The organism is Geobacter sulfurreducens PCA (genome assembly GCF_000007985.2).
GTDB classification, from domain to species: domain Bacteria; phylum Desulfobacterota; class Desulfuromonadia; order Geobacterales; family Geobacteraceae; genus Geobacter; species Geobacter sulfurreducens.
Genome location: NC_002939.5, coordinates 307720 through 330251, shown reverse-complemented (window position 1 = coordinate 330251; position 22532 = coordinate 307720). Strand labels below are relative to the sequence as shown.

Annotated in this window: 19 protein-coding genes, 1 tRNA gene and 2 pseudogenes; 15 read left to right on the top strand and 7 right to left on the bottom strand. The window is 59.6% G+C overall.

Translation table 11 applies throughout. The features are described from left to right. Positions 1 to 2: 2 nt before the first annotated feature. Positions 3 to 422: pseudogene (locus GS_RS01490) on the bottom strand (helix-turn-helix domain-containing protein); the annotation flags it as partial. A 103-nt stretch (positions 423 to 525) separates the two neighbouring features. Between GS_RS01490 and GS_RS01485 the strand changes: the two are divergent. After that, complete coding sequence (locus tag GS_RS01485) at positions 526 to 1644, top strand: IS4-like element ISGsu1 family transposase (protein ID WP_010940926.1); 1119 nt, start codon at positions 526 to 528, stop codon at positions 1642 to 1644. An 18-nt stretch (positions 1645 to 1662) separates the two neighbouring features. On the opposite strand, the pseudogene GS_RS17745 reads toward GS_RS01485, so the two are convergent. Then, positions 1663 to 2646 (bottom strand): annotated as a pseudogene (locus tag GS_RS17745) (sigma-54-dependent transcriptional regulator); the annotation flags it as partial. A gap of 393 nt (positions 2647 to 3039) precedes the next feature. Here GS_RS17745 and GS_RS01475 point away from each other — a divergent pair. From GS_RS01475 to GS_RS01455, 5 genes are read left to right on the top strand one after another with little or no spacing between them, the layout of a single operon-like run. Further along, entirely contained in the window at positions 3040 to 3534 is a 495-nt protein-coding gene (locus GS_RS01475; RefSeq protein WP_010940969.1) for a chemotaxis protein CheW, read from the top strand. A 48-nt stretch (positions 3535 to 3582) separates the two neighbouring features. Next, positions 3583 to 5415, top strand: coding sequence for a chemotaxis protein CheA (locus tag GS_RS01470; protein WP_010940968.1), 1833 nt, complete (start codon positions 3583 to 3585; stop codon positions 5413 to 5415). Positions 5416 to 5465: 50 nt separating this feature from the next. Continuing rightward, entirely contained in the window at positions 5466 to 6299 is an 834-nt protein-coding gene (locus GS_RS01465) for a CheR family methyltransferase (RefSeq protein ID WP_010940967.1), read from the top strand. 17 nt (positions 6300 to 6316) lie between these two features. Further along, positions 6317 to 7207, top strand: a complete 891-nt coding sequence (locus GS_RS01460; protein WP_010940966.1) for an HDOD domain-containing protein — start codon at positions 6317 to 6319, stop codon at positions 7205 to 7207. A 6-nt stretch (positions 7208 to 7213) separates the two neighbouring features. Continuing rightward, positions 7214 to 8302, top strand: a complete 1089-nt coding sequence (locus GS_RS01455; protein ID WP_010940965.1) for a protein-glutamate methylesterase/protein-glutamine glutaminase — start codon at positions 7214 to 7216, stop codon at positions 8300 to 8302. Here GS_RS01455 and GS_RS01450 read toward each other — a convergent pair whose 3' ends face one another. Further along, entirely contained in the window at positions 8303 to 8599 is a 297-nt protein-coding gene (locus GS_RS01450; protein WP_235044949.1) for a hypothetical protein, read from the bottom strand. A gap of 94 nt (positions 8600 to 8693) precedes the next feature. Between GS_RS01450 and GS_RS01445 the strand changes: the two genes are divergently transcribed. Beyond that, a complete protein-coding gene (locus GS_RS01445; RefSeq protein WP_010940963.1) occupies positions 8694 to 9752 on the top strand; it encodes a class I SAM-dependent methyltransferase in 1059 nt (352 codons plus the stop codon). Here the strand turns inward: GS_RS01445 and GS_RS01440 are convergent. Together GS_RS01440 and GS_RS01435 are read right to left on the bottom strand one after the other, a co-directional pair. Continuing rightward, entirely contained in the window at positions 9742 to 10722 is a 981-nt protein-coding gene (locus GS_RS01440) for a beta-ketoacyl-ACP synthase III (RefSeq protein ID WP_010940962.1), read from the bottom strand. The genes GS_RS01445 and GS_RS01440 overlap by 11 nt on opposite strands. 97 nt (positions 10723 to 10819) lie before the next feature. After that, complete coding sequence (locus GS_RS01435; RefSeq protein WP_010940961.1) at positions 10820 to 11152, bottom strand: hypothetical protein; 333 nt, start codon at positions 11150 to 11152, stop codon at positions 10820 to 10822. A gap of 107 nt (positions 11153 to 11259) precedes the next feature. On the opposite strand from GS_RS01435, the gene GS_RS01430 reads away from it, so the two are divergent. Beyond that, the gene (locus tag GS_RS01430; protein ID WP_010940960.1) at positions 11260 to 11841 is read left to right on the top strand and encodes a HEAT repeat domain-containing protein; all 582 of its coding nucleotides are present in this window, start codon (positions 11260 to 11262) and stop codon (positions 11839 to 11841) included. A gap of 9 nt (positions 11842 to 11850) precedes the next feature. Here GS_RS01430 and GS_RS01425 read toward each other — a convergent pair whose 3' ends face one another. Further along, positions 11851 to 13212: an HD-GYP domain-containing protein gene (locus GS_RS01425; RefSeq protein ID WP_010940959.1), complete on the bottom strand. Its 1362-nt coding sequence runs from the start codon at positions 13210 to 13212 to the stop codon at positions 11851 to 11853. Further along, entirely contained in the window at positions 13205 to 14842 is a 1638-nt protein-coding gene (locus GS_RS01420; RefSeq protein ID WP_010940958.1) for a HEAT repeat domain-containing protein, read from the bottom strand. Before GS_RS01420 ends, GS_RS01425 begins: the two co-directional genes overlap by 8 nt. Before the next feature lie 151 nt (positions 14843 to 14993). Between GS_RS01420 and radA the strand changes: the two genes are divergently transcribed. The 7 genes from radA (at position 14994) to GS_RS01390 (ending at position 22338) form a co-directional block, all read left to right on the top strand. After that, positions 14994 to 16346: a DNA repair protein RadA gene (gene radA, locus GS_RS01415; RefSeq protein ID WP_010940957.1), complete on the top strand. Its 1353-nt coding sequence runs from the start codon at positions 14994 to 14996 to the stop codon at positions 16344 to 16346. A gap of 84 nt (positions 16347 to 16430) precedes the next feature. Next, the gene (dksA, locus tag GS_RS01410; protein WP_010940956.1) at positions 16431 to 16787 is read left to right on the top strand and encodes an RNA polymerase-binding protein DksA; all 357 of its coding nucleotides are present in this window, start codon (positions 16431 to 16433) and stop codon (positions 16785 to 16787) included. A 38-nt stretch (positions 16788 to 16825) separates the two neighbouring features. Further along, positions 16826 to 18628 (top strand): ATP-binding protein, encoded by a 1803-nt coding sequence (locus GS_RS01405; protein ID WP_010940955.1) that lies wholly within the window; start codon positions 16826 to 16828, stop codon positions 18626 to 18628. Positions 18629 to 18690: 62 nt separating this feature from the next. Next, a tRNA-Ala gene (locus GS_RS01400) sits at positions 18691 to 18766 on the top strand. A 375-nt stretch (positions 18767 to 19141) separates the two neighbouring features. Next, on the top strand, positions 19142 to 20902 hold the full coding sequence (locus GS_RS01395; protein WP_235044948.1) for a sensor histidine kinase: 1761 nt from the start codon (positions 19142 to 19144) through the stop codon (positions 20900 to 20902). Then, the gene (locus GS_RS17795; protein ID WP_316445022.1) at positions 20877 to 20984 is read left to right on the top strand and encodes a hypothetical protein; all 108 of its coding nucleotides are present in this window, start codon (positions 20877 to 20879) and stop codon (positions 20982 to 20984) included. Before GS_RS01395 ends, GS_RS17795 begins: the two co-directional genes overlap by 26 nt. A gap of 1 nt (position 20985) precedes the next feature. Continuing rightward, positions 20986 to 22338, top strand: coding sequence for a sigma-54-dependent transcriptional regulator (locus GS_RS01390; RefSeq protein ID WP_010940953.1), 1353 nt, complete (start codon positions 20986 to 20988; stop codon positions 22336 to 22338). The last annotated feature ends 194 nt before the right edge of the window (positions 22339 to 22532 follow it).

Here is a 22532-nt window from a genome sequence, read left to right as displayed (position 1 = left end):
GTCTATGCAAGAGACGTGGAAATTACATCGAGCTTTCTCTTTTTTAATTTTTCGATCAGGGTAGTCCGTTTCAGATTGAGCAGCAGTGCCGCCTCTTTCTTGTTGCCGCCGGTCTTCTTGAGAGCCTGCAGAATCAGATTGTTCTCAAACTCTTCAACAACGGTATTGAGACAGATACCCGCATCGGGAAGCGCCAGGGTTTCGGACGGTGCGGACAGCGAAACACCGGTGTACTTTTCCGGCAGATCCTTGACCCCGAGAGTGCCGAACCCCTTGAGGATGACGAGCCGTTCCACCAGGTTTTCCAGCTCGCGCACGTTGCCGGGCCAGTCGTAGCCGCAGAGTATCTCCATGGCGTCGGCGTCGATGCCCTTTACCTTGCTCTTCTTGTTGCGGTTGAAGCGGTCGAGGAAGGTGTTGACCCACTGCTGTCCCATAGTTTAACTGAATAAAGAGAGGCCCTGAGAGCTACTTGTGATATATTGAGTTCGCCAAAACACCAATATTAACAAGGAGATCAGAGCCGTGGCACATTGTAACACAGTCCTTAACCAAGTTGTCGGTTTTTTCAAGAGACATGAATTTGAATCCCTTGCCCGCAAGCATCACATCGGGCAGAAGTTTCGTTCTTTTAACCGTTGGTCGCAGTTCATGGCGATGATGGTTTGTCAACTTTCCGGCAGAAAAAGTCTGCGGGATATCGTGGAAAACCTCAAGGCCCAAGGCCACAAGCTCTATCATCTGGGCATGAAGACGGTTTCCCGTACCACCTTGGCCAGAGTGAACGATGAACAGCCGCATGAGTTGTACAAAGAGCTCTTTTACAAAATGCTGCATCGATGCAAGGCAGTTGCACCCAGTCATCGCTTCAAGATCGATGAAAAAGTCTATCTGCTGGATGCCACCACCATCAATCTCTGTCTGGAGGCGTTCCCTTGGGCCACCTACCGGCAGAAGAAGGGTGCCATAAAGATGCATGTCGGTCTTGATGCTGACGGCTATCTGCCTGAGTTCATCGATGTGACCGAAGGCAAGAAGCACGAGATGTCCTGGGCCAGGATGCTACAACTGCCTGCCGGTTCACTGGCCGTCTTTGACCGGGGCTTCACCGATTACGACTGGTGGCAGCAACTAACGACCAACGGCATCTTCTTCGTAACCCGGCTGAAAGAGAACGCCTTGGTGGAATACTTCAAGAAGCGTCCCGGCAGGAAAGCAACGGGCGTCATTCTTGACCAGGAGATTCGGCTCAAAGGGATGAAGGACAAACTGCGGCTTGTCCAGTTCATCGCCGATGACGGCAACGATTACCGCTTCGTGACCAATGCGCATCACCTGAAAGCAGCAATCGTGGCGGATCTCTACAAAGAGCGCTGGAAGATCGAACTGTTCTTCAAGTGGATCAAACAGAACCTGAAGATCAAGACCTTCCTCGGCACCTCGGAGAATGCCGTACTCACACAGATCTGGATTGCCCTGTGCGTGTATCTGGTACTGGCATACTTGACGTTTCTGTCAAAGATCGGATCGTCGATGCAGCAGATATTACGGTTATTACAGCTGAATTTGTTCGAGCGGCGAGACCTTGAAAGCCTATTCAAACCACCGAAAGTAGAGGCTTCGCCACAACTGGTGCTGCTTTAGAAACTATGGGACAGCAGTGGTGTTGACCAGAAGGGGGATGTCCTCCCTGCGATCCCTCAGGGGCGGGATGAAGATGGGGATGACCGAGATCCGGTAGAAGAGGTCTTCCCGGAACTGCTTGGACGCCACGAGCTTTTCCAGGTTCTGGTTGGTGGCGGCGATAATGCGCACATCCACCTTCTTGGAACGGGTTGCCCCCACCGGCTCCAGTTCTCTGTTCTGCAGCACCCGCAGGAGCTTTACTTGCAGGTTGGGCTTCATATCGCCGATTTCGTCGAGGAACAGGGTCCCTTTGTCAGCCATCTCGAACCGGCCGATGCGGGTGGCGATGGCTCCGGTGAACGAACCCTTCACATGGCCGAAGAGTTCGCTTTCCAGCAGCTCGTCCGGAATGGCGGCACAGTTGACCGGCACGAAGTTACGGTTTTTCCGGTTGCTCAGGTCATGGACCGCCCGCGCGACCAACTCCTTGCCGGTCCCCGATTCTCCCTGGATGAGCACGGTGGAGTCGGACTCGGCGACCTTCTCGATCAGCTCGAAAAGGGAGAGCATCCGGGGGCTTTCACCGATGATGTTGGGGATGAGGGAGCGGCTCTTGAGGGCCGGTTTGCTCCGGTAGGTCTGGCTCTGGAGCGACTGGTGCTCGAGGCCCCGCTTCACGTGGGTTTCAAGCTCGTCGAGGTTGAACGGTTTTTCGAGATAGAAAAAGACCCCCGCCTTGAGCAGGTTTGAGGTCATTTCGTAGTTGCCGAAGGCGCTGTAGGCGATGACCACCGTGCCGGGACGCATGGCCTTCAATTTCTTGACGAATTCGAGGCCGTTGACCCGTGGCATCATCAGGTCGGTAATAACCAGGTGGACATCCTCGACTTCGAGCTTTTCCAAGGCATCCTGACCGTCAAAGGCCTGGACGACATCGTACCCCTTGTACTTCAGAAACGCCGTGACAAAATCTCGAGTTTTCTTGTCATCATCGGCAATGAGCAGCCTCGGTGTCTCCATGTTCTCCCCTTGACGGCATGACGTGAGCTTGGCCCGAACCCTTACGCGGTCGACTGGACCCCATATTAGTCATATTTATGACAAAGGTCAACAAAATGACGACCATGCCAAAAACTTTTTTCCACCGCCGCTCACGGGGCTTTTGCTCCCGAAATACGCCCCCGCATTCAGGGGCCGAATGCGCTGAGCACGTAAAAATCCACCCCCCTTGGAGGGGTACAAAAAAAATACTAAAATTATGGACTCTTGCGCCGATGAGAATACTGCACCCGCCGGACGGGATCACCTCCCCTTCTCCGGCCGGCGGGCCAAGAGAACGCAATTTGCATGAACGCCGAACGGTGCCCTCAAGGAAACGCAACCGTTGCCGCGGACGAGCCAAGGAGGATGACGATGCAGAATGCACTGCAGACCAGGGTCGATGAGACCAGGAACGAATTGATCCAGCTGGTGAGTTTCAAGCTAGAGGAAGAGGAGTACGGGGTAAATGTCCTTAAGGTGAGAGAAATCATCCGGATGCCGAGCATTACCCGCGTCCCCAACACCCCTCACTATGTGGAGGGAGTCATCAACCTGCGGGGCAAGGTGATCCCGATCATTTCCATGCGCAAGCGCTTCGGACTGCCCGAAGGGGAGAACAGCAGCCAGACCCGGATCATGGTTATGGACATGGAGGGTGAACTGATGGGGTTCGTCGTCGATGCCGTTTCCGAGGTCATCCGTATCTCCGAGAGCGAGATCCAGCCGCCGCCGGCCGTGGTCAACAGCGCCGTGGAGCAGGAATGTCTGTCCGGCGTCATCAACCAGACCGAACGACTCCTCTTCTTCCTTGATCTGGAAAAACTCATCACCCAGGACGAGCGCCGGCTCTTTTCCGGGATGATTTGACAGCACTAAGCGTATTACCTGGCAACTTCTTTTCGCGAGGAGCAGCACATGGCGATTGAATGCGAAGACCAGGAACTGCTTGAAGGGTTCCTGACCGAAACCACCGAGCTTCTGGAAAAGCTTGACGACGACCTGGTTGCGCTGGAAAAGGCGCCGTCGGACGCGGACCTGCTCAACGGCATCTTCCGCTCCATCCATACGGTCAAGGGAGCGTCGAGCTTCTTGGGGTTCGAGCTGCTGGTCAAAGTAACCCACAAGACGGAGGATGTACTCAACCGTCTGCGCCGCGGCGAGCTGATCGTCACCCCGGAGATCATGGATGTCATCCTTGAGGCGGTCGACCTGGTGAAGGTCCTGGTGGCCGACATCAAGGGCGGCGACATCGTGGACCGGGAGATCGACGGCACCATCAGCAAGCTGATTCCGCTGCTGTCGGAAAACGCCAAGGAAGCGACCGTGCTGAAGGCCCCGGCAGCACAGCCCGAGACCTCAGCTCCCGCGGAACAGTCGGCTGAGGAAACCGCCTCGGCCAGCGAACAGTCGGCGGATGCGTCAGCTCCCACGGAAACGGCACCTCCCCCGCCACCGGAGAAAGCCGCCTCTGCGCCGGCCGTGCGTCCCCAGAACGCACCCGCGCCGGCAAAGGACGACAAGAAGGCCGATGATCTCGCGGATAACTCGACGGTCCGGGTCGACGTCAAACGGCTCGACGACCTCATGAACCAGGTAGGTGAGCTGGTCCTGGAACGCAACAGGATGATGCAGCTCAACACCGACTTCCAGGGCGACTCCGGCGACTCCAGTTTCGGCGAGGAATTCGCCAAGCTTTCCAAGCGGATCAGTTTTGTCACGTCGGAACTGCAGATGCAGGTTCTCAAGATGCGGATGATCCCGGTGGAAAAGGTCTTCAAGAAGTTTCCCCGCATCGTCCGCAACCTTGCCCGTGATCTGGGCAAGGAAGTGGACCTGACGGTGCTGGGCGAGGAAACGGAACTTGACCGCTCGGTCGTCGACGAAATCGGCGATCCGCTCATCCACCTGATCCGCAACGCCATGGACCACGGCCTGGAGACTCCCGACGAACGGGTTGCCGCCGGCAAGCCCCGCAAGGGGACGCTCATCCTCTCCGCGGCCCACGAGGGGAACCAGATCGTTATCAGCATCAAGGACGACGGACGGGGAGTCGACACCGACAAGGTGGCCCGCAAGGCCAAAGAGAAGGGGCTCGTCACCGACGAGCAACTGGCTGCCATGGGGCAGCGCGAACTGCTGGACCTGATCTTCCTGCCGGGCTTCTCCACCAAGGAAAAAGCAACCGACCTGTCGGGGCGCGGCGTCGGTATGGACGTGGTCCGTACCAACATCAAGAAGCTCAACGGCATCATCGACATCAGAAGCGAACTCGGGCGGGGCTCGGAGTTCATCCTCAAGCTCCCCCTGACCCTGGCCATCATCCAATCGCTCCTGGTTGAGGTCGAGGATGAGACCTATTCGCTCCCCCTGGCCGCGGTCCTCGAAACCCTCAGGGTTGACGAAAAGGAATTCCACACCATCGGCGGCCAGGAAGTTCTCAAGCTGCGCGATTCGGTTCTCCCTCTCATGCGGCTGCAGCGGATATTCAACATCGCCCCCGGCGAACGGAATCGGTCCTCATGCTACGTGGTTGTCGTTGGAGTTGCCGAGAAGCGGGTGGGACTCGTCGTGTCGCGGCTTCTCGGCCAGCAGGAAGTGGCCATCAAGTCCCTGGGCAAGTATCTGGCGAACCTGCCGGGCATCGCCGGCTCCACCATCCTGGGTGATGGGCGGGTGACTCTCATCATTGACCCGGCCGGACTTATCGAGAACAGTGACGGGAGCGGCGGCGGACGTGTCGCAGCCTGAGCGGACAACGAGCCGGACTCCAAACTAACCGAACGCACGAAGGGACCACCGTGAAACTCTCGGACAAGGATTTCGAAATACTAAGAGATTTCATATACAACCACTGCGGCATGTATTTTCACGCCAGCAAGAAGTACTTTCTGGAAAGCCGCATTGCCCGGCGTCTCGAGGCGACGAAATGCTCGGATATCCACGGATACCTGGGGCACCTCAAGGGGGGGGTAGGCAAGGCCGAAGAACTGACCAAGCTGCTCAACGAGATCACCACCAACGAGACCTGCTTCTTCCGCAACCCTCCCCAGCTCAAGGCCCTGGAAAACGTATTCCTCCCCGAGATCGTCGCCACCAAGGGGAAAATCGGCTTCCGTAAAATCCGCATCTGGAGCGCAGGCTCATCATCGGGCGAAGAGGCCTACACCATGGCCATGATGCTGCTGGAAAAGCGCTCGACGATCCTCAAGGATTGGATCATCGAAATCGTCGGTACGGACATCAGCGAATCGGTCCTGGCTCAGGCTCGAGAAGGGATATATAATTCCTACTCGGTTCGCAACACCCCCGATTTTTACCTCAAGAAATATTTCCGGGAAGAAACGGGCGGAAGATTTCTCCTGTCGCCCGATGTGAAGAAGCTCGTCTCTTTCTCTCACCTGAATCTTTACGAAGACTCGAAAATGGTCTTCATGAAGAGCTTTGACTTCATTTTCTGCGCGAATGTACTGATCTATTTCGACCTGGCATCCAAGACAAAGGTGGTTCAACACTTCTACAACAACCTCCAGCCCTATGGCTATTTCTTTGTCGGGCAGTCAGAATCCCTGCATGGCGTGAACGATAAGTTCAAGACGGTTCATTTCCCCGGGGGATTTGCCTACAAAAAATGAAAGGTGGTACGGAACCTGTGGAAACGAGCAAAATGGAAAAGGCGGCCGCACTGCTCGGCGGGATGATCGATCTTCCCACCATCCCCGCTGTCGCCATTCAGGTCCTTTCACTCCTGGACGAGCCAGAAGTCGATGTGGATGATGTGGCCGAGCTGGTTCTGACCGACCAGGTCATGGCCGCCAGGGTTCTCAAGATGGTGAACTCGCCCCTCTATCGTCCGGCCACCGAGATCACCTCCCTCAAGGGGGCTCTGGTCTATCTGGGGCTGCGGCATATCCGGGAGTTCATCCTCACCTGCTCCATCATCCAGTGCTCCGAGGGAAAAGATGGCGTCCTCGGCGTCAAACCGTTCTGGGAGCACTCCTTCGGCGTCGGCATCGTGGCCCGGCTGATCGCGGAAAAGGTGGGATACCACGATACGGAAAAAGCATACATCGGAGGGATCATCCACGACATCGGCGAGGTATTCCTCAGCTATTACATGCGGGATGAGTTCCAGAAGATCGTCGACTCCATCAGCGACAAGCCCCACAAGCTCGTCGAGGCCGAGGAGGAATTCCTTGGAACGACCCACTGCGAGATCGGGCTTTGCATCGCCCGGGCGTGGCGCTTCCCCGATGATTACTGCGAGGTGATCGCCCACCATCACGCCCCCCAGGAGGCGAAAAATGCCCCCCGGCTCACCGCCATCGTCAATCTGGCCGATCTCTTCTGCAACGTGCGCCAGCTTGACTACGGCGGCAAAGCCTGGGTAAGCTTTTCCCTGGCCGATGAACCGGCGTGGGGAATGCTCCAGGGCCCCGGCTCGCGGCTCTCCGAGCTCGACATTGAGCGGTTCTGCTACGAACTGGATGACCGGGTGGAAGAAATCAGTGAGTTGGTAGGTAATATCTTCAAGAACGGGTGATTGTGCATGCTTCAGAATCAGACACGAAAACTGCGAGTCCTGGTCGTCGACGATTCTTCTTTCATGAGGATGGTGATCCGGAGCGTACTCGAAAAGGACCCGGCGATCGAGGTGGTCGGCATAGCCGTTGATGGGATGGAAGGGGTTGAAAAAGCCCTGGCCCTGAAACCGGACCTGATCACCATGGACATCGAGATGCCACGGCTGGACGGGATCTCCGCCCTCAAACAGGTCATGGCCAAGTGCCCGACACGGGTCCTGATGGTCTCAACCCTCACCTGCGAGGGAGCCAAGGCCACCTTTGACGCCCTCGATGCAGGCGCCATCGACTACATTCCGAAAAACGTGACCGACAGCGCCGATGCCCAGCGAGTCTTCCGGGAAGAGTTGCTGCGCAAGGTCAAGGGAGCCGCCAGCTCTATCTTCGGCCGGCCGATGACCACATCGGCCCCCCGGGCGATCATCGCTCCCCCCCGGCAGGTGCAGCCCGCTCCGCGCCCCTCGCAGGCATTGGCCGGCAAGTTCCACTACGTGGGCATTGGCGCCTCCACCGGCGGCCCGGTGGCGCTCCAGGAGGTCCTGGGCCGCATCCCCGGCAACTACCCCCATGGCATCGTGGTGGCCATCCACATGCCCAAGGCATTCACGGGGCCCTACGCCGAACGACTCAACAGCAAGTGTTCCCTCCAGATCAAGGAGGCGAATGATGGCGACATCATCCAGCCCGGCGTGGTCCTCGTTGCCCCGGGCGGTCGTCACATGGCGCTGGCCCGCCAGGGAAACTCGATCGTGGTTCGGACGCTCTCCACCGCCGAGTGCCCCCAGTACATCTACATTCCGTCGGTGGACCACATGATGACCACCCTGGCTGACGCCACCAACGGATCGGCCCTGGGAGTGATCCTTACGGGCATGGGGAGCGACGGATTCAAGGGGATGAAGCACTTGAAAAGCAAGGGTGGCATCACCATCGTCCAGGACGAGGCCACCTCCACCATCTACGGCATGCCGCGGGCCTGCATCGAGGGGGGCGTCGCAGACACGGTGCTTCCCCTCACCCAGATCGGTTCGGAGATCGCCCGTCTGGGTGGGTGATCAACGGCGCGCCGAGAGCAGGATACCTCCCTCACGGATCAGGGCACGGCACAGGGAGAAGCCGGTCCGCTTGAGACGGAACAACAACAACGGTCCGGCCAGGGCCGGACAGTGGGGGATAAAGAGCGACAGCTCACCGTTGTGGTCGACCCCCGACTCGGGGCAGGAAAGGAAGCGGGCCAGTGGTGCCAAGTCCCTCTGCACGCCCCCCGGACCACGTGAACCGACAGATGCGGCAGTCCCGGCACAGGGGCTGCCGTTTTTGGTGAACGGCGGCACGAGGCACCATGCCGTCACTAGAATGAATGTCCACAGCCGTTGCAGCATTATCACCTCAGGCATCCCTCGTGCGCTGGACAGACACGTCAGGGCCGGCTAGAATCTCCCGACCATGAGCCCGCACCACACCCCGCTCCACCCTTGTTTCGATCCGGCCGAGACCTCAAACGAACTATCACGGCTTCTCGTCTCAGGCCCTATCGTCGACGCCGACCTCGACCGGCGCATCGCCCGTCTCCGGGAACGGTTCCGCATCTACTGCGGCATCTATCCCTTCGGCATGTGGGACAGCGGGCTCGTGGTCACGCGGGAGATGCGTGCCCTGACCGATCTTCTTCTGCCCCTCGCGGAAATACTGCCGGCATTTTCCCGGCTTTTCAGACTGACGCTCCGGTTCCCCCCCCTTCTGGAAGCGACCCCACTGACAACCGCCTGCTCGTGGCTCGACCTGCTCGAACGGCTCGACGTCTCCGCAGCCCGGGGGAACCCGGCCCGACTTCTTGAACAGTTGGCCGGGGATGGCGCGAGGCGCACGAGCTTCGTATTTTCCCTCTTCATCCCCCGCCACTACGGTGGCGGCTTCGACCGCTACCCGGACCAGACCGCCTTTCTGAAGCGATGGATAAGACAGCGGGGCACCCCGGAAGGGGGTATCTTCTCCGTGCTCGATGCTGCTTGCGGTTGCGGTGAAGGGACTTACGCCCTGGCTCGTCTCCTGATGGGGATGGGCGTTGCGCCGGACCGCTTCCGCGTGCTCGGCAGCTCCCTCGAAGAGATCGAGCTCTTTGCGGCCCGCCACGCATTTTTCCCCCACGATCAACGGCGCGGGGAAGTCCTGCGGAGCTTTGCCGCGCCGCTTCTCGCCGCAGGAGCGGCGACGTCCATCGGGTTCGTGCGCGAGGATATCAGGGAGGCGACAGGAGGGGCCTGGGACGTGATTCTCTGTAACGGTATTCTGGGAGGACCGTTCATCCACGACCGGCAGACGCTTGAGCGCACGATCGCACGACTTGCGGCCCGCCTGGCTCCGGGCGGACTCATTGTGGCGGCCGACCGGTTCCACGAGGGATGGAAGCGGCGGGTCCCCGCCGCCATGCTGGAAGAGATGCTGCGCGGCGCGGGGCTCACCGTACTCACCGTGGGGGAGGGCGTTGCCGGGGTCAGGCCCTGATGAGGATCCCCCCCCAGGAAAGCCCGCCGCCGAACCCCATCATGAGAACGAGTTCCCCCGGCTTGATGGTGCCATTGCGCAGGTATTCGTCCAGCGCGAGCCCAACCGACGCAGCGGCCGTGTTACCGTAGCGATCCAGGTTTAGAAGAAAACGTTCTTTGGGAATACCGGTCTTGCGGGAAATGAAGTCGATGATCCGATAATTGGCCTGGTGCGGAATTATGTGGTCCAGATCGGTCACCGCCACCCCGGCTTTTGTCGTCACTTCCTCGATAATCTGAGGAATTACGTCGGTGGCGAAGATAAAGACCTGCTTCCCAGCCATGCGGAAGGAATTTTCCCTCAGGGCGATGGTCTCGGCGGTCACCGGCTTGCGGGACCCCGACGAGGGCACCTGAATCAGTTCCCAGCCGCTGCCGTCGCTCCGGATGACACTCTGGAGGATACCGGTGCGCTCGGTGGTCCTTCCCAGAATAACCGCGCCGGCCCCGTCACCGAACAGGGGGCAGGTGGTCTGGTCCTGAAAATCGAGAATCTTCGAGTAGGTGTCGGCGCCGATCACCATGACCCGTTCGTATTTGCCGGACCGGATGAAGTTGTCTGCCGTTTCCAGCCCGAAGACGAACCCGCTGCAGACTGCATTCATATCGAAGGCAAAGGCATTCACGGCACCGATATTTTTCTGGACCATGCATGCCGTGGCCGGCAGGCACATGTCGGGCGTGGACGTGGCCACGATGAGGCAGTCGAGCTCCCCTGCCCCCATGCCGGCACGGTCAAGGGCCTTGAGGGCCGCGGCAGTGGCCAGATCGGACGTGGCCTCGTCTGGAGCGGCGAACCGGCGCTCCCGAATGCCGGTTCGGGACTGGATCCACGTGTCGGCGTCGTCGACCAGGTATGAGAAATGGGAATTGGGGACCACCCGCTCGGGAACCTGGCCGCCGGTGGCAAGGACGATTGAATGAAACATGAGACTCTCCGCTCCCCGTGAAACACGGAACCCCCCGCCGGGGCTACTTGATAATTCCTCGAAATATCTCACATTTCACGATCAAATGTCAAAGCAATTAACCGTCCGCATCCGTTTCGTCGCCCCGGTCGAACAGGGCGTCGACGACGGCATAGCACCAGACGGCGGCAAAAAAGGCGAGCAGCCCCATGGCAACCGCCCCCCCTGACGCCATCGTTTCAGCAACGGCATTGGCATCGACGACCCCGGTAATCTTCGCCTTGACGAGCACCGGCCCCAATCCTCTGAGGACCACGAAAACAGCCCCGATAAGAAACACATTGGACAGCAGAAGCAGTACTCCTCCCTTGGCCCTCCGGCCGTTTTTGAGCTGACCGAGGCCGGGGAGCACGAACGCCGAGAGAAGCGCAGCCTTGATGTTCAGTTTCATAGAGTTTATCCTTCCGGGACCCGGGAATCCACGGCCTTGCACAGCACCATTCTCGGGTATAATATCAATTGCTCAGTTGTTCCAACTCTGGTACTAATGCCCCTGACATGAAGGCACAGGTTTCAATGACACGACGCGAAGAACTTATTGCTCTCCTGAAGGACCCCGCCGAAGAGGTTCGCGAAGCGGCGGCCAGGGCCATCGAGCGGATCGAGGGTGCAGGCAGCTTTGCCGAGGTTATCGAGCAGCTGAAAAAAGGGAATCGCGGCGCCAAGATACGAGCCATCTATGCCCTGGGAAGGATCGGGGGCGAACGAGTGCTTACTCCTCTCATGTACTGCGCCATGCGACCGGAGGAGGACATCCGGATCGCCGCCATCGACGTCCTCGGCACCCTGGCCACCCCCCAGGCCTTCCCTCTGCTCGCCGAATGCCTGCGCGAGCCGTCGGCTGCGGTTCAGGCCAAAGCCATCGAGGCTCTGGGCAGGTACCGGACCACGGAGGCCATTCGCCTTATCCTGCCGTTCCTTGACGCCCGGGACGGCTTCCTCGATGCCGAGGCGGCCCGAGCGGTCGGCAACATCGGCTCAGCAGACCATGAGGGGAAACTCCTCGCGCTCCTCTCCTCCCCCCATCCGGCGACCCGTGCAGCAGCGGCCGAAGCCTTGGGCACCCTCCCCTTCGAGTGATTACAAAGGTCAGCCGAGATAGCGGTTGACGTCAATTGCGGTCATCAGCGGATCAACGACCGAAACAATGCGCGTGCCCGTCTCCCGTGCCAGGTTCTTCATGTGTGCCGGATCCAGCAGCCGGCCCGCCGGGTCCGCCACGACTTTTACCACCGGGCGCTCCCCCCCATTGGGGTCGGGACGGAAGACCACGGCCACTTCATTGGTATCGAGGCGCACAAGTGTTCCCACGGGATAACGTCCCATCATCTCGGTGAACGCCTGCACGAGGCCGCTGTCCAGGTGGCTGCCGGCGAGGCTCCTGAGCTTCAGGAGGGCGTCCTTGGGATTGAGGGGCGACTTGTAGACCCGCAGGGTTGTGATGGCATCATAGCAGTCGGCAACGGCGATGATGTCGCAAAACCGGTCAAAGGCCAAAGCGCGGGCCGACTCGGGATAGCCGGCACGGTCGAAACGGATATGATGGCCGAGCACCGCCCGGGCAATCCGCTCCCCCACCCCTGGCATCTCGCCCACAATCCGGGCCCCCTCTTCCGAATGCATTTTCATGCGCTCGTACTCGTCAGAGGAAAGCCGACCGGGCTTGTTGAGGATTGTTATCTCCACCCGGGTTTTCCCCACATCGTGAAGAAATCCGGCCATGCCGAGCTCTCCCAGCTCGTCCCGCTGAAGCCCCGCGGCGGCGCCGAGCGACATGGAGAGAATCCCGACGTTGACGCTATGACAAAAGGTGTAGTTGTCGTAATCCTTGATCATGGCAAGACCGAGCAGCGTGGCACGATCCTGCATGATCATGGTCGCCATGCGGTCGACAACCCCGCGCAGCTTGTCGGAACTCGGAATACGACCCTTTTCCACCTCACTGAACAGCCCGGTCACCACATCCAGCGCCTCGCGATAGGTCGTGCCCGGATCATACTCATCATCCCCCTGGGAATGATCCTCGGTGGCGCCGCTGCCGCAGAGCTCCACCGAAATGGCAGCAATTCCAGCCCGCTTCACTTCGGCCACGAGCTGCTCTCCCAAGAGTTCACGCCGGGTCAGCAGTTCCACGAAACGCTCGAGCTCCAGCGGGGTCAAACCGGCCCTGAAAGCGACTGCTTCCACGTGACGATTGGTAAGCAGGGCGGCAAGCTCCTCCTCGGCGGCGGTCGGCGTGAAGAACAGATGGTTTTCGCAAAAAAGGACCCCGTCAATGATGCCGATGCGGACCTCGGGATACGCCCGGAGAAGCTCTGTCACATGGGAGCCCAGATGGGCGAACTGCTGGACCACCGCCGGATGGGAGCCGGGGTAGAGCAAGACCGAACGCACGGCGCCCGCCAGAAGAAGAACGAGCCGCTGAGCCTGAGGCTGAGCAAGTTTAATCATTAACGACCCCCCCTCGACGGCGGATGTCTTCTGCTGCATCGGCACTGGCCGCCGCAAGCATGCCGCCTTTCGCTGCCAGCGAATCCAGCAGTCCCAGAGCGGCCGGGTCACCGATCTGGGCCAAGGTGGTTACCACCGCCATCCGGACGTCGTCCCAACGGCGTCGGCCGAACCAGGGCCGATGCTCCAGCAGCCGGAGCAGAGACGGCACCGCCCGGCGGTCTCCGATCCGGCCGAGGGACTGGATGACGTCCCTCTTGAAGGCAAGCGATTTTTTAAAGGGATCGCGGCGTTCGATGAGAGCACAAAGAGGCTCCACCGCGCGGCGGCTCTTCAGGAGACCAAGCGAGATCACGGCATGACGCTTCGTCAGATTATCCTCCGCTGCGAGCAGGCCGATAATCGCGTCCTCTGCCTGTTCACCGCCGATCTTGACGAGGCTCCTGAGCGCCTCCCGGCGTACCCTTACGTCCGTATGAACTAAACAGGCCCGCAGGGGTTCGGCGCTTGCAGGATCGCCGATCTCGCCGAGGATGACCGCCGCGTTCCGCACCACGTACCAGCGACGGTCGACAAGATGCTCGGTCAGAAGAGCCACCGACTCCGCACCGATTGCCACGAGTGCATCGATGATCAGCTTCCGGGCATTCCTGCTCTCTGCCAGCGTGAGGCGTTCAACCAGCAGCGCAACCGCTGGTTCGCCAATCTCCCGGAACAGGTCGACGAGGGTCTCCCGCTCCTCCCCGCGCTCCTCCAGGCGCCCTACGAGAAACGGGAGCATGGGCCCCCCGGCCGCCTTCTCGAAGGCAAGAAGGGCATACCCCCGCCGCGCGGCGCTCGCCGCTTCACTCTTCGCATGCCGGTGCAGGTTCACCAACACCCACAGAATCCGCTCGAACTCACCCCGGTCGCCGAGTTCCGCGCAACGGGCCGACAACAGGCGGGCGAGCTCCCGGTACCGATCGTCGCTGGTTTCCCGCTCCATACGGCCGAGTATGGCTTCCGCCTCCAACCGATCCTCTTCCTGCAGTCCTGCCGCGTCCCTGCCCTCTTCGGGTGTCCCGTCCTGGTCCGCCACCTTTTCGATGGCAGACAATACATTGTCAGAGGTGCCGTCATGGGCCGCAGCAGAACGGGTTTGCTCGACGACCGCCCGCTTGCGCCGGATTTCGTCAAGGTCCACTTCGTTGACCCAGATGGTCGTCAGGCCGAGTTGGGCCATAAGCGCCTCTATCCCTCCCGCCTCGTGGACGTCGCGATGGTCCATGGATAAAAGGGTGAGAAACAAGGACAGGTCGGCCTCGCCGACGTCGGGCAGGATCGTGAGCCGCTTTACCCGTCGGATGAACAGCTCCCGCGCAAGGGCCTGGGTCATTGCTGTCGGCTCCACAAAAGCCCCGCCCTCCGAGGCGGTGAAACCGTTCTTACCGATGACGAACACGAGCTCTGTTCCCCAGAGGATTCCCCGGAGCGCGGCATGGGCCCGTGCCAGGACTTCGGCGCGCTGAGGATGCCCCTCAGGATAAAACGTCAGGGCCTTCAGCGCCCGATAGAGTTCAGCCAGCACGATCCCGTACTGCCCGCCTCCTGCCGCAGGCCTGCCCGTTGCGTTCCCTCCGTTTGCTCCCATTCCCCCTCCGGGTCGAAAAGCGATCGCATGTGATAGTAACGTACGCGACAAACAGGTGTCAAACTCACAGACTTCACCTAATGCCGACGGTCGATTGACAGCCGAGTGTCAAGGCGGTAGTATCCGCTCACTCCCGAGACGAGGACACCCCGTGAAAACCGTAACCCGTTATGCCTGCCAGAAATGCGGCTACCAATCGGCCAAATGGCTTGGGAAATGCCCCGACTGCGCCGCCTGGAACAGTTTTGTCGAGGAAGTCACCGGCGGCGGACGAAAGGGTGCCGCCTCCCTGCCCGCAGCCACCCGCCCGGTCCCCATCTGTGATGTGGCCAGCGAGGCGGAAACACGCCTGTCGTGCGGCATCTCCGAATTCGACCGGGTACTGGGCGGTGGTCTCGTCTCCGGCTCCCTGGTGCTCATCGGCGGCGACCCCGGCATCGGCAAATCCACCATTCTTTTGCAAGTCATGGACCACCTTGCGCGGACCGCGGGACCGGTTCTCTACGTATCGGGAGAGGAATCGGCGCGACAAACAAAAATGCGCGGCGAACGCCTGGGCATCGGAGCACGTGAACTGCTCGTCCTCGCCGAGACCTCCCTCGAACTCATCCTGTCCCAAGTTACCGCTCTCGCCCCCCGGGCCCTTGTGATCGACTCCATCCAGACCGTTTTCAGCGCGAACCTCGAATCGGCGCCCGGCAGCGTCAGCCAGGTGCGCGAGTGCGCCGGCAGGCTCATGGAGCTGGCCAAGCGCAACGGCATCCCCACCCTCCTTGTGGGACACGTGACCAAGGACGGCTCCCTGGCGGGCCCACGGGTGCTGGAGCACATGGTCGACACGGTGCTCTACTTCGAAGGGGACCCGGGGCATGCCTTCAGGATTCTCAGGGCCGTCAAGAACCGCTTCGGCTCAACCAATGAAATCGGTGTATTCGAGATGAAAGAGGGCGGCCTCAGCGAAGTGAGAAACCCCTCGGAGCTCTTCCTGGCCGAACGGCCGCTCGGCGTTTCGGGGTCCGCCGTCGTCACCACCATCGAGGGGAGCCGACCGCTGCTGGTGGAACTGCAGGCACTGGTCACCCCCTCATCCCTGGGCGTTCCACGCCGCACCACTCTCGGGGTTGACCATAACCGCCTCGCGCTCCTGGTAGCCGTGCTCGACAAAAAAGTCGGCCTCCACCTGTCGGGGCAGGACATCTTCCTGAACGCCGCCGGCGGCGCACGGCTCAGCGAGCCGGCCATCGACCTGGGCATGGTGGCGGCCCTCGCATCAAGCCACTTGGACAAAATAATCGATCCCCACACGGTCATTGTCGGCGAGGTGGGCCTTGCGGGGGAAGTCCGCGCCATTACCCAGGCGGAGACACGGGTCCGCGAGGCCGCCAAGCTGGGCTTCACACGGGCGGTTATCCCCGCCGGCAGCGTCCGACAGGTCGGCGATGTTCCCGGCATGAACGTTGTGGGAGTGAAATCCCTGGATGAAGCGCTGGAACAGCTCTTCTGACTGATCCGACGCGCTTTTTTCCTTTACTTGATTAGCCGTTTCTCTTACTATTTACAGCAGTTATACATAAAGGAGATTCGGTGAATGGAAAGCGAGAAGCTTGAATACTTCAGAACCATACTCAACGAAGAGATGCGGACCCTCCTCGATGAGGCAGGCAAGACCGTCTCCGAGATGACTTCAGACAGCACGCCGTTTCCCGACCCCAACGACCGGGCCACCCAGGAGTCGGACCGCAACTTCGAGCTGCGAATCAGAGACCGGGAGCGCAAACTCATCAACAAAATCAGAGAGGCCCTCGAGCGCATCGACGACGGCACCTTCGGGACCTGCGAAGTGTGCGGCGAGGAAATCGGCGAGGGACGCCTCAAGGCACGCCCCGTCACCACCCTCTGCATCGACTGCAAGATGGAGCAGGAAAGAAAAGAAAAACATCCCTGACCACTTCTCCCCCTCGCCCCCTTCCCGCGGAGTCTTGGATGGCTGTTCACGATCCCTACACCATACTGAGCAGCGCCATTCGGATCGCCAACGCGACCGAGCGCTCCCATGATGAACGGCTCAAGACCCTTGCCCTTCTCATTGCCGAGGCGTTCGGAGCCCTTTCCGCCACATTCTATCTTCTGGACGGCGACGGCCGTGTTATCGTCCGCAAAATATCCAGCGCCTTCTCCGACATCTGCAGCAGAGACTGCCGTATTCCCGGCGGACGCGGCATTGCCGGGCTGTGCGCCTCAAGCGGCAAGCCGATCCGGCAGGACTGCGCGGGATGCCATCCCGATGAAGTCGTAACGGGCAATGAACGAACCATCGCTGCCTTTCCAGTCAGCTGCCAGGGACAGTCTCTGGGGGTCCTCGCCCTGGGGTTCGCCCATGACGCGCCCCTGACCGACGACGACCGGGACATGCTCGCCGTAGTCCTCATCGAAGCTGCCGGCGTAATGCGCTGCAAGCGTCAGCTTGAATCGGTGGAAAAGCGTATCAGGGAACTCTCCTTCCTCAACCGCATCAATGGGGTCATGCTGTCGACCATTGAGCTCAACCGGCTCATCCACCTGCTGCTGACAGCCCTCACGTCCGACCAGCCGCCACTGTTCGATCGGGCCATGCTCTTTCTGCTCAATGAGCGCGCCGGCATTCTCCAGGGGATGATGGGCATCACGTCAGCACGGCAGACCGACAGCAACGCGCCGTCCGAGCCAAGGACAAAGCGACGGTTCCCCGTCCGGAACGCCGACTTCGACTCCGTCGTCAAGGCCACCCGCCTCCCCCTTGATGCGTCCCTCAACCAGATATCCCGGGCTGTTCTGGAGCGCACCCTGCTCCACGTGCAGCATCCCGACCAGGAACAGCCGGTTGACCGGACCCTCACGAAACAGTTCGGCACATCGTCCTATGCAGTCGCTCCCCTCGTGTCCCAAGACCGCGTTGTCGGCGCCATTGTCGTCGACAACCGTCTCACGGACCGCCCCCTGGCCGGCGACGATCTCGGCATCCTCCACCTGGTTTCCGGCCAGGCCGGAATGGCCATCGAAAACTCGATCCTTTTCCATCGGCTCGAAGAAACGAACCGCAACCTTCAGGACGCCAAGGAGCGACTCCTTCAAGAGGAAAAACTGGCGGCCATCGGCCGGATGGCGGCCAGCATCGCTCACGAGATCAAGAATCCTCTCGTTTCAGTGGGAGGCTTTGCCGGCAGGCTCAAAAGGAAATTCACCCCCGAGTCAGAGGAGTGGCTTTACGCCGATGTCATCGGGCGCGAGGTGCAGCATCTGGAAAAAATGCTGAGTGACATCCTCTTTTTCTCGCGAAAAACCACCATCTGCTATACCCGCTGCGGCATCAACCAGATCATCGAAGACGGGCTGGCAACCATGGCCGTCCCTCTGGAACAGAGGGAGATTGTCGTTGACAAGCGCTTCGCCTCCCGCTTGCCGACCCTGCTGGGCGATTGCCAGCAGCTCCGTCACGTCTTCACCAACCTGATAAGCAACGCCCTGGATGTCATGGAACCGCAGGGGGTTCTCACCATCGAAACCGGCCTGGCACGGATCGACGGCAAGCGGGCCGTATCCGTCAAGGTGGGCGACACCGGCAGCGGCATCGCCCCCGATGTCCGTCACTCGATCTTCACCCCCTTCTTTACCACCAAGGAAAAAGGGACCGGTCTCGGCCTCGCCATCGTGCACCGGATCATTACCAACCACGGCGGACGGATCGAAGTCGAAAACCGACCCGAAGGAGGCGCCCTCTTCACGGTAGTTCTCCCCACGTCACCCTGATTTTTTAGTTTTCAACTCCAACGGATTGGGTTATATACTATCGCTTCGCACACAATTCCTCCGGGGACGTAGCTCAGCTGGGAGAGCGATGCGTTCGCAACGCATAGGTCGAGGGTTCGATCCCCTTCGTCTCCACCACTTTTGATCAAGGGATTAGGACAACTTCCTAATCCCTTGATCACGTTCGGGGCCTGACGGGTGCCCTTCGCCGCACGCGTGGCGGAATGCATGAGCCTTCACGCAGGTACCCGATCCTGCGGCAAAACAGGCCGCAAACTCCCTTGCTCTCTCCGACATATATTTCATACTCGCGCCGGCAGCGCACCAACATCCTCGGTAACTCCTGCGTCTCCCCACCGTGTCCGCACTTCTTCTCGGCCTTAACGTGCGATATCCATGTCACGTGGTAGAATCTGAAGAAGTCTCCCGATGCCAGCATCCCGGCATTGAGCCGGGCGTTGTCGCACCTTAAAATTCATTGAACATCTGATCGATTCTACCTACTATTCCATCATGCCCTTTTACATCAGCCCCTACCTGATTCTGCCCATCCTTTCCTTTCTCGTGAATGCCGTGCTTGCCGCCTATTCATGGCGCAACAGACGGCTGCCGGCAGCGCAGCCGCTATTCTTTCTCATGATCGGCATGGCAGGATGGTCATGTGCGTACGCCCTCAATACCGCCGCCACATCGCTCTCCCTGAAGATACGGTTCTTCCAGATGGGAGTCACTTTCGTGTGCCTGATAGCCCCGTCAGTAATCGCGCTGGCCCTCGAATCGATCGGCCGCAGTGACTGGTTGACGCGACGCCGGTTGGCTTTGATCTGTGTTGTCCCGGCACTCTCTCTACTCCTGGTCTGGACCAACGAATTTCACCTGATCTTCCGTCATGATATGTATCTCTACTCCAGCGGCCCCCTGCTATTGCTCGGATTTGAAAATGGACCGTACTTCCCGATACACCAACTCTACGTCATCTTCGCCAACATCGTTGCCATCGTACTGTTCGGTCAAGCTTTGAGGCGCTCCCCGCGCGGCCAGGGCCTCCGGTTTGCGCTGCTCATTGCCGCCACGGCCCTACCGATCCTCGTCGAGTTGCTGGCCATAACACCGGTCAAAGGCTTCTCCATGACCACCTCCAGCCTGTTTATCTCGGGCTCCCTCTATGTGGTGGCCATTTTTCGGTATCGCCTGCTTGACATCGCCCCGCTGGCCCGGACCGCGCTATTTGCGCAACTCGGGGATCCAGTGCTGGTGTTCGACATTCACGGGGCATTGGCGGACTGCAACAATTCTGCACGGATCCTTGCCGGCGACAAACCGGATCATGATCTCGCCGACATCTGCCGGGTTATCCTGACTCGTATCCCCGAACTGGAAACCCATCTAGCTCAGCCGACCACTGTGCCGAGAAATTCGTACGCGGCCGACACAGCCGATGCCGGCCACCACTGGAGCATTTCCAGTTTGCCGCTGCAATCGGGCGGCGTCAGTCGCGGCCTGTTGGTACAGTTGCACGACATCAGCGACCTGAAAGAGGCTGAGCGCAACCTGCGAGCATCAGAACAAAATCTGCGGGAACTGAACCACACCCTGCAAGAGCGGGTGGAATCAGAAACGACACGACGGCTCGAGCGAGAGCGCCTGCTGGCCAACCATGCCCGACTTGCGGCAATGGGAGACATGCTGGCGGCCGTTGCCCACCAGTGGCGCCAGCCACTGTCCACCGTGGGCATGATCGTGCAGAACATCAGAAACGCTTGGCACTCGTCACAACTGAACCAGGCCTATCTGGACAGCTCGGTCGAAACCGCGATGAAGCAGATCCACCAGATGTCGGAAACGATAGATACGTTTCGCAGGTTTTTCCGACCGGACAAGCAGAAGGAGGCCCTGGATGCCGTCGCGCAGATCAAGAAAGCCGTCAGCATCATGGAGCCCCAGATCTCAGGCATCCGCATCAGTTCCCATGTTCTGGAGCAGGATCACGGACCCGCGGCGATCTCAGGTTTTCCCAATGAATTCACCCAGGTGATCGTCAATCTGCTGTCGAATGCCCGCGACGCGATCAGGGAGCGCCAGTCCGTCGAACCTGCCGTTGCGGGAGAAATCATGATAGTAGTCATTAAACGACACAATTCCATCGAGATTCTGGTGCGGGACAATGGATGCGGGATTGCCCCCGAGAGCAAGGGCCGGATTTTCGAGCCGTACTACACCAAAAGGAGGAACAGGAATTGGACTCTACATGTCCCGCATGATCATCGAGGATAGCATGGGGGGTAAAATGTCCTTTTCCAGTGAACCGGGTGAGACGGATTTCACTATCATCCTCCCCGCGGCAGAAGAGGCGTGATATGGGCGAACTGACCGATGTGACAATCCTGTATGTTGAAGATGAGCCGGTGCTGAGGGAACAGGTCGTGTTCGCTCTGCGCATGCATTTTTCACGAGTATTGAGTGCCTGTGACGGGAAAGAGGCCATGCGCATGATCAGGGCTGAGTGCCCCGACGTGGTAGTCAGCGATATCCGGATGCCGGCAATGGACGGCTTGACCCTTGCATCGCTGCTCAAGACCGAACTTCCCGATCTCCCCGTTGTCCTCTGCACAGCCCTCCACGAAACAGACCATCTTCTGAAAGCTATCGAATTGGGAGTTGCGGCCTATGTCAGCAAGCCGATCGATCTGGAGAAACTGCAACATGCCATCAGACTGGCGAGCCTTCCCTGCGTCAACCGGCGAGAAATAGCCCGTCTGCGCTCCGAGGCCGCAATCTCTAACGGCCTGCTGGGAGAAGGCTCCATCATGCGTCCCATTGCCGAACAACTGCAGCGGGTTGCCGATACAGACCTTTCAGTGATGCTCCTCGGAGAGCCCGGAACAGGCAAAAACTTTCTGGCCGCAAAAGTTCATGCCTTGAGCAAACGCAAAACCCAACCGTTTCTTGCGGTCGACTGCCTGGCACGAACTCCGGAGCAGTTGGAGAAGGAGCTCTTTGGCGAAGCCAAGGGACGGGGCAGACCATCCTCCGGCGCCACGGAGCTGCTTTCCGAGGCGGATGGAGGCACGCTGCTGCTTGACGGGCCGGAACGACTGCCGTTGCAACTGCAGCAAAGACTGTTCAATCTGCTCGAAGACGGCATGTTCGTGCCAAATGGTTCCATCAGGCCGGTTGCGTGCAATCTGCGCGTGATCACGGTTACCGGCGCCAATCTGGATAAACTGGCGCAGGCAGGAACGTTCAGCCAGGAGCTGCTCGAGCGGCTCAAAGACGTCGAAGTGACGCTACCCCCCCTTCGTGAACGTCGATCCGACATCCCGCTTCTCGCCCGTTTCTTCCTGGCCGTTGCTGCAGATGAATTCGGACGTCACTGCCCCAGCATGACAACAGAGGCTGAAGAACTGCTCCAGCAGCAGCAATGGCCCGGCAACCTGCGTCAGCTCAAGCAACTCATGCGCAGGGCCCTGTTCATGGCGGGAAACCCCATCTCCGACGCTGGTCTCAAGCCCCTCATCGGCCAGGCCACCAGCCCCATAGTCCCTGACTTACTGCCATCGTCTCTCGACCTGGTGGAACTGGAAAAATGGGCCATCATCCAGGCATTGGCGGCCACCGACGGGAAAAAGCAACAGGCCGCCCGGTTGCTGGGAGTCAGTTACAACACCTTCAAGGATAAAATCCGCCGTTACAACCTCACCGGCCTCTGATCCCTATCAGAAATTGATACTTTCAGTGTCAACTTCTGATAGGGGGATTCACCCCCCCACCCACCTAACACCCAGTAAATTAAAATAAAACAAAAAAATGCCGTTTCCGTCTTTAGCCGTCATTCCCCTTCCCGATACGTCAAAATGATGCTGTAGCTGAATTGCCGTGCCTCAACGAAGCACGTTCAACCAAG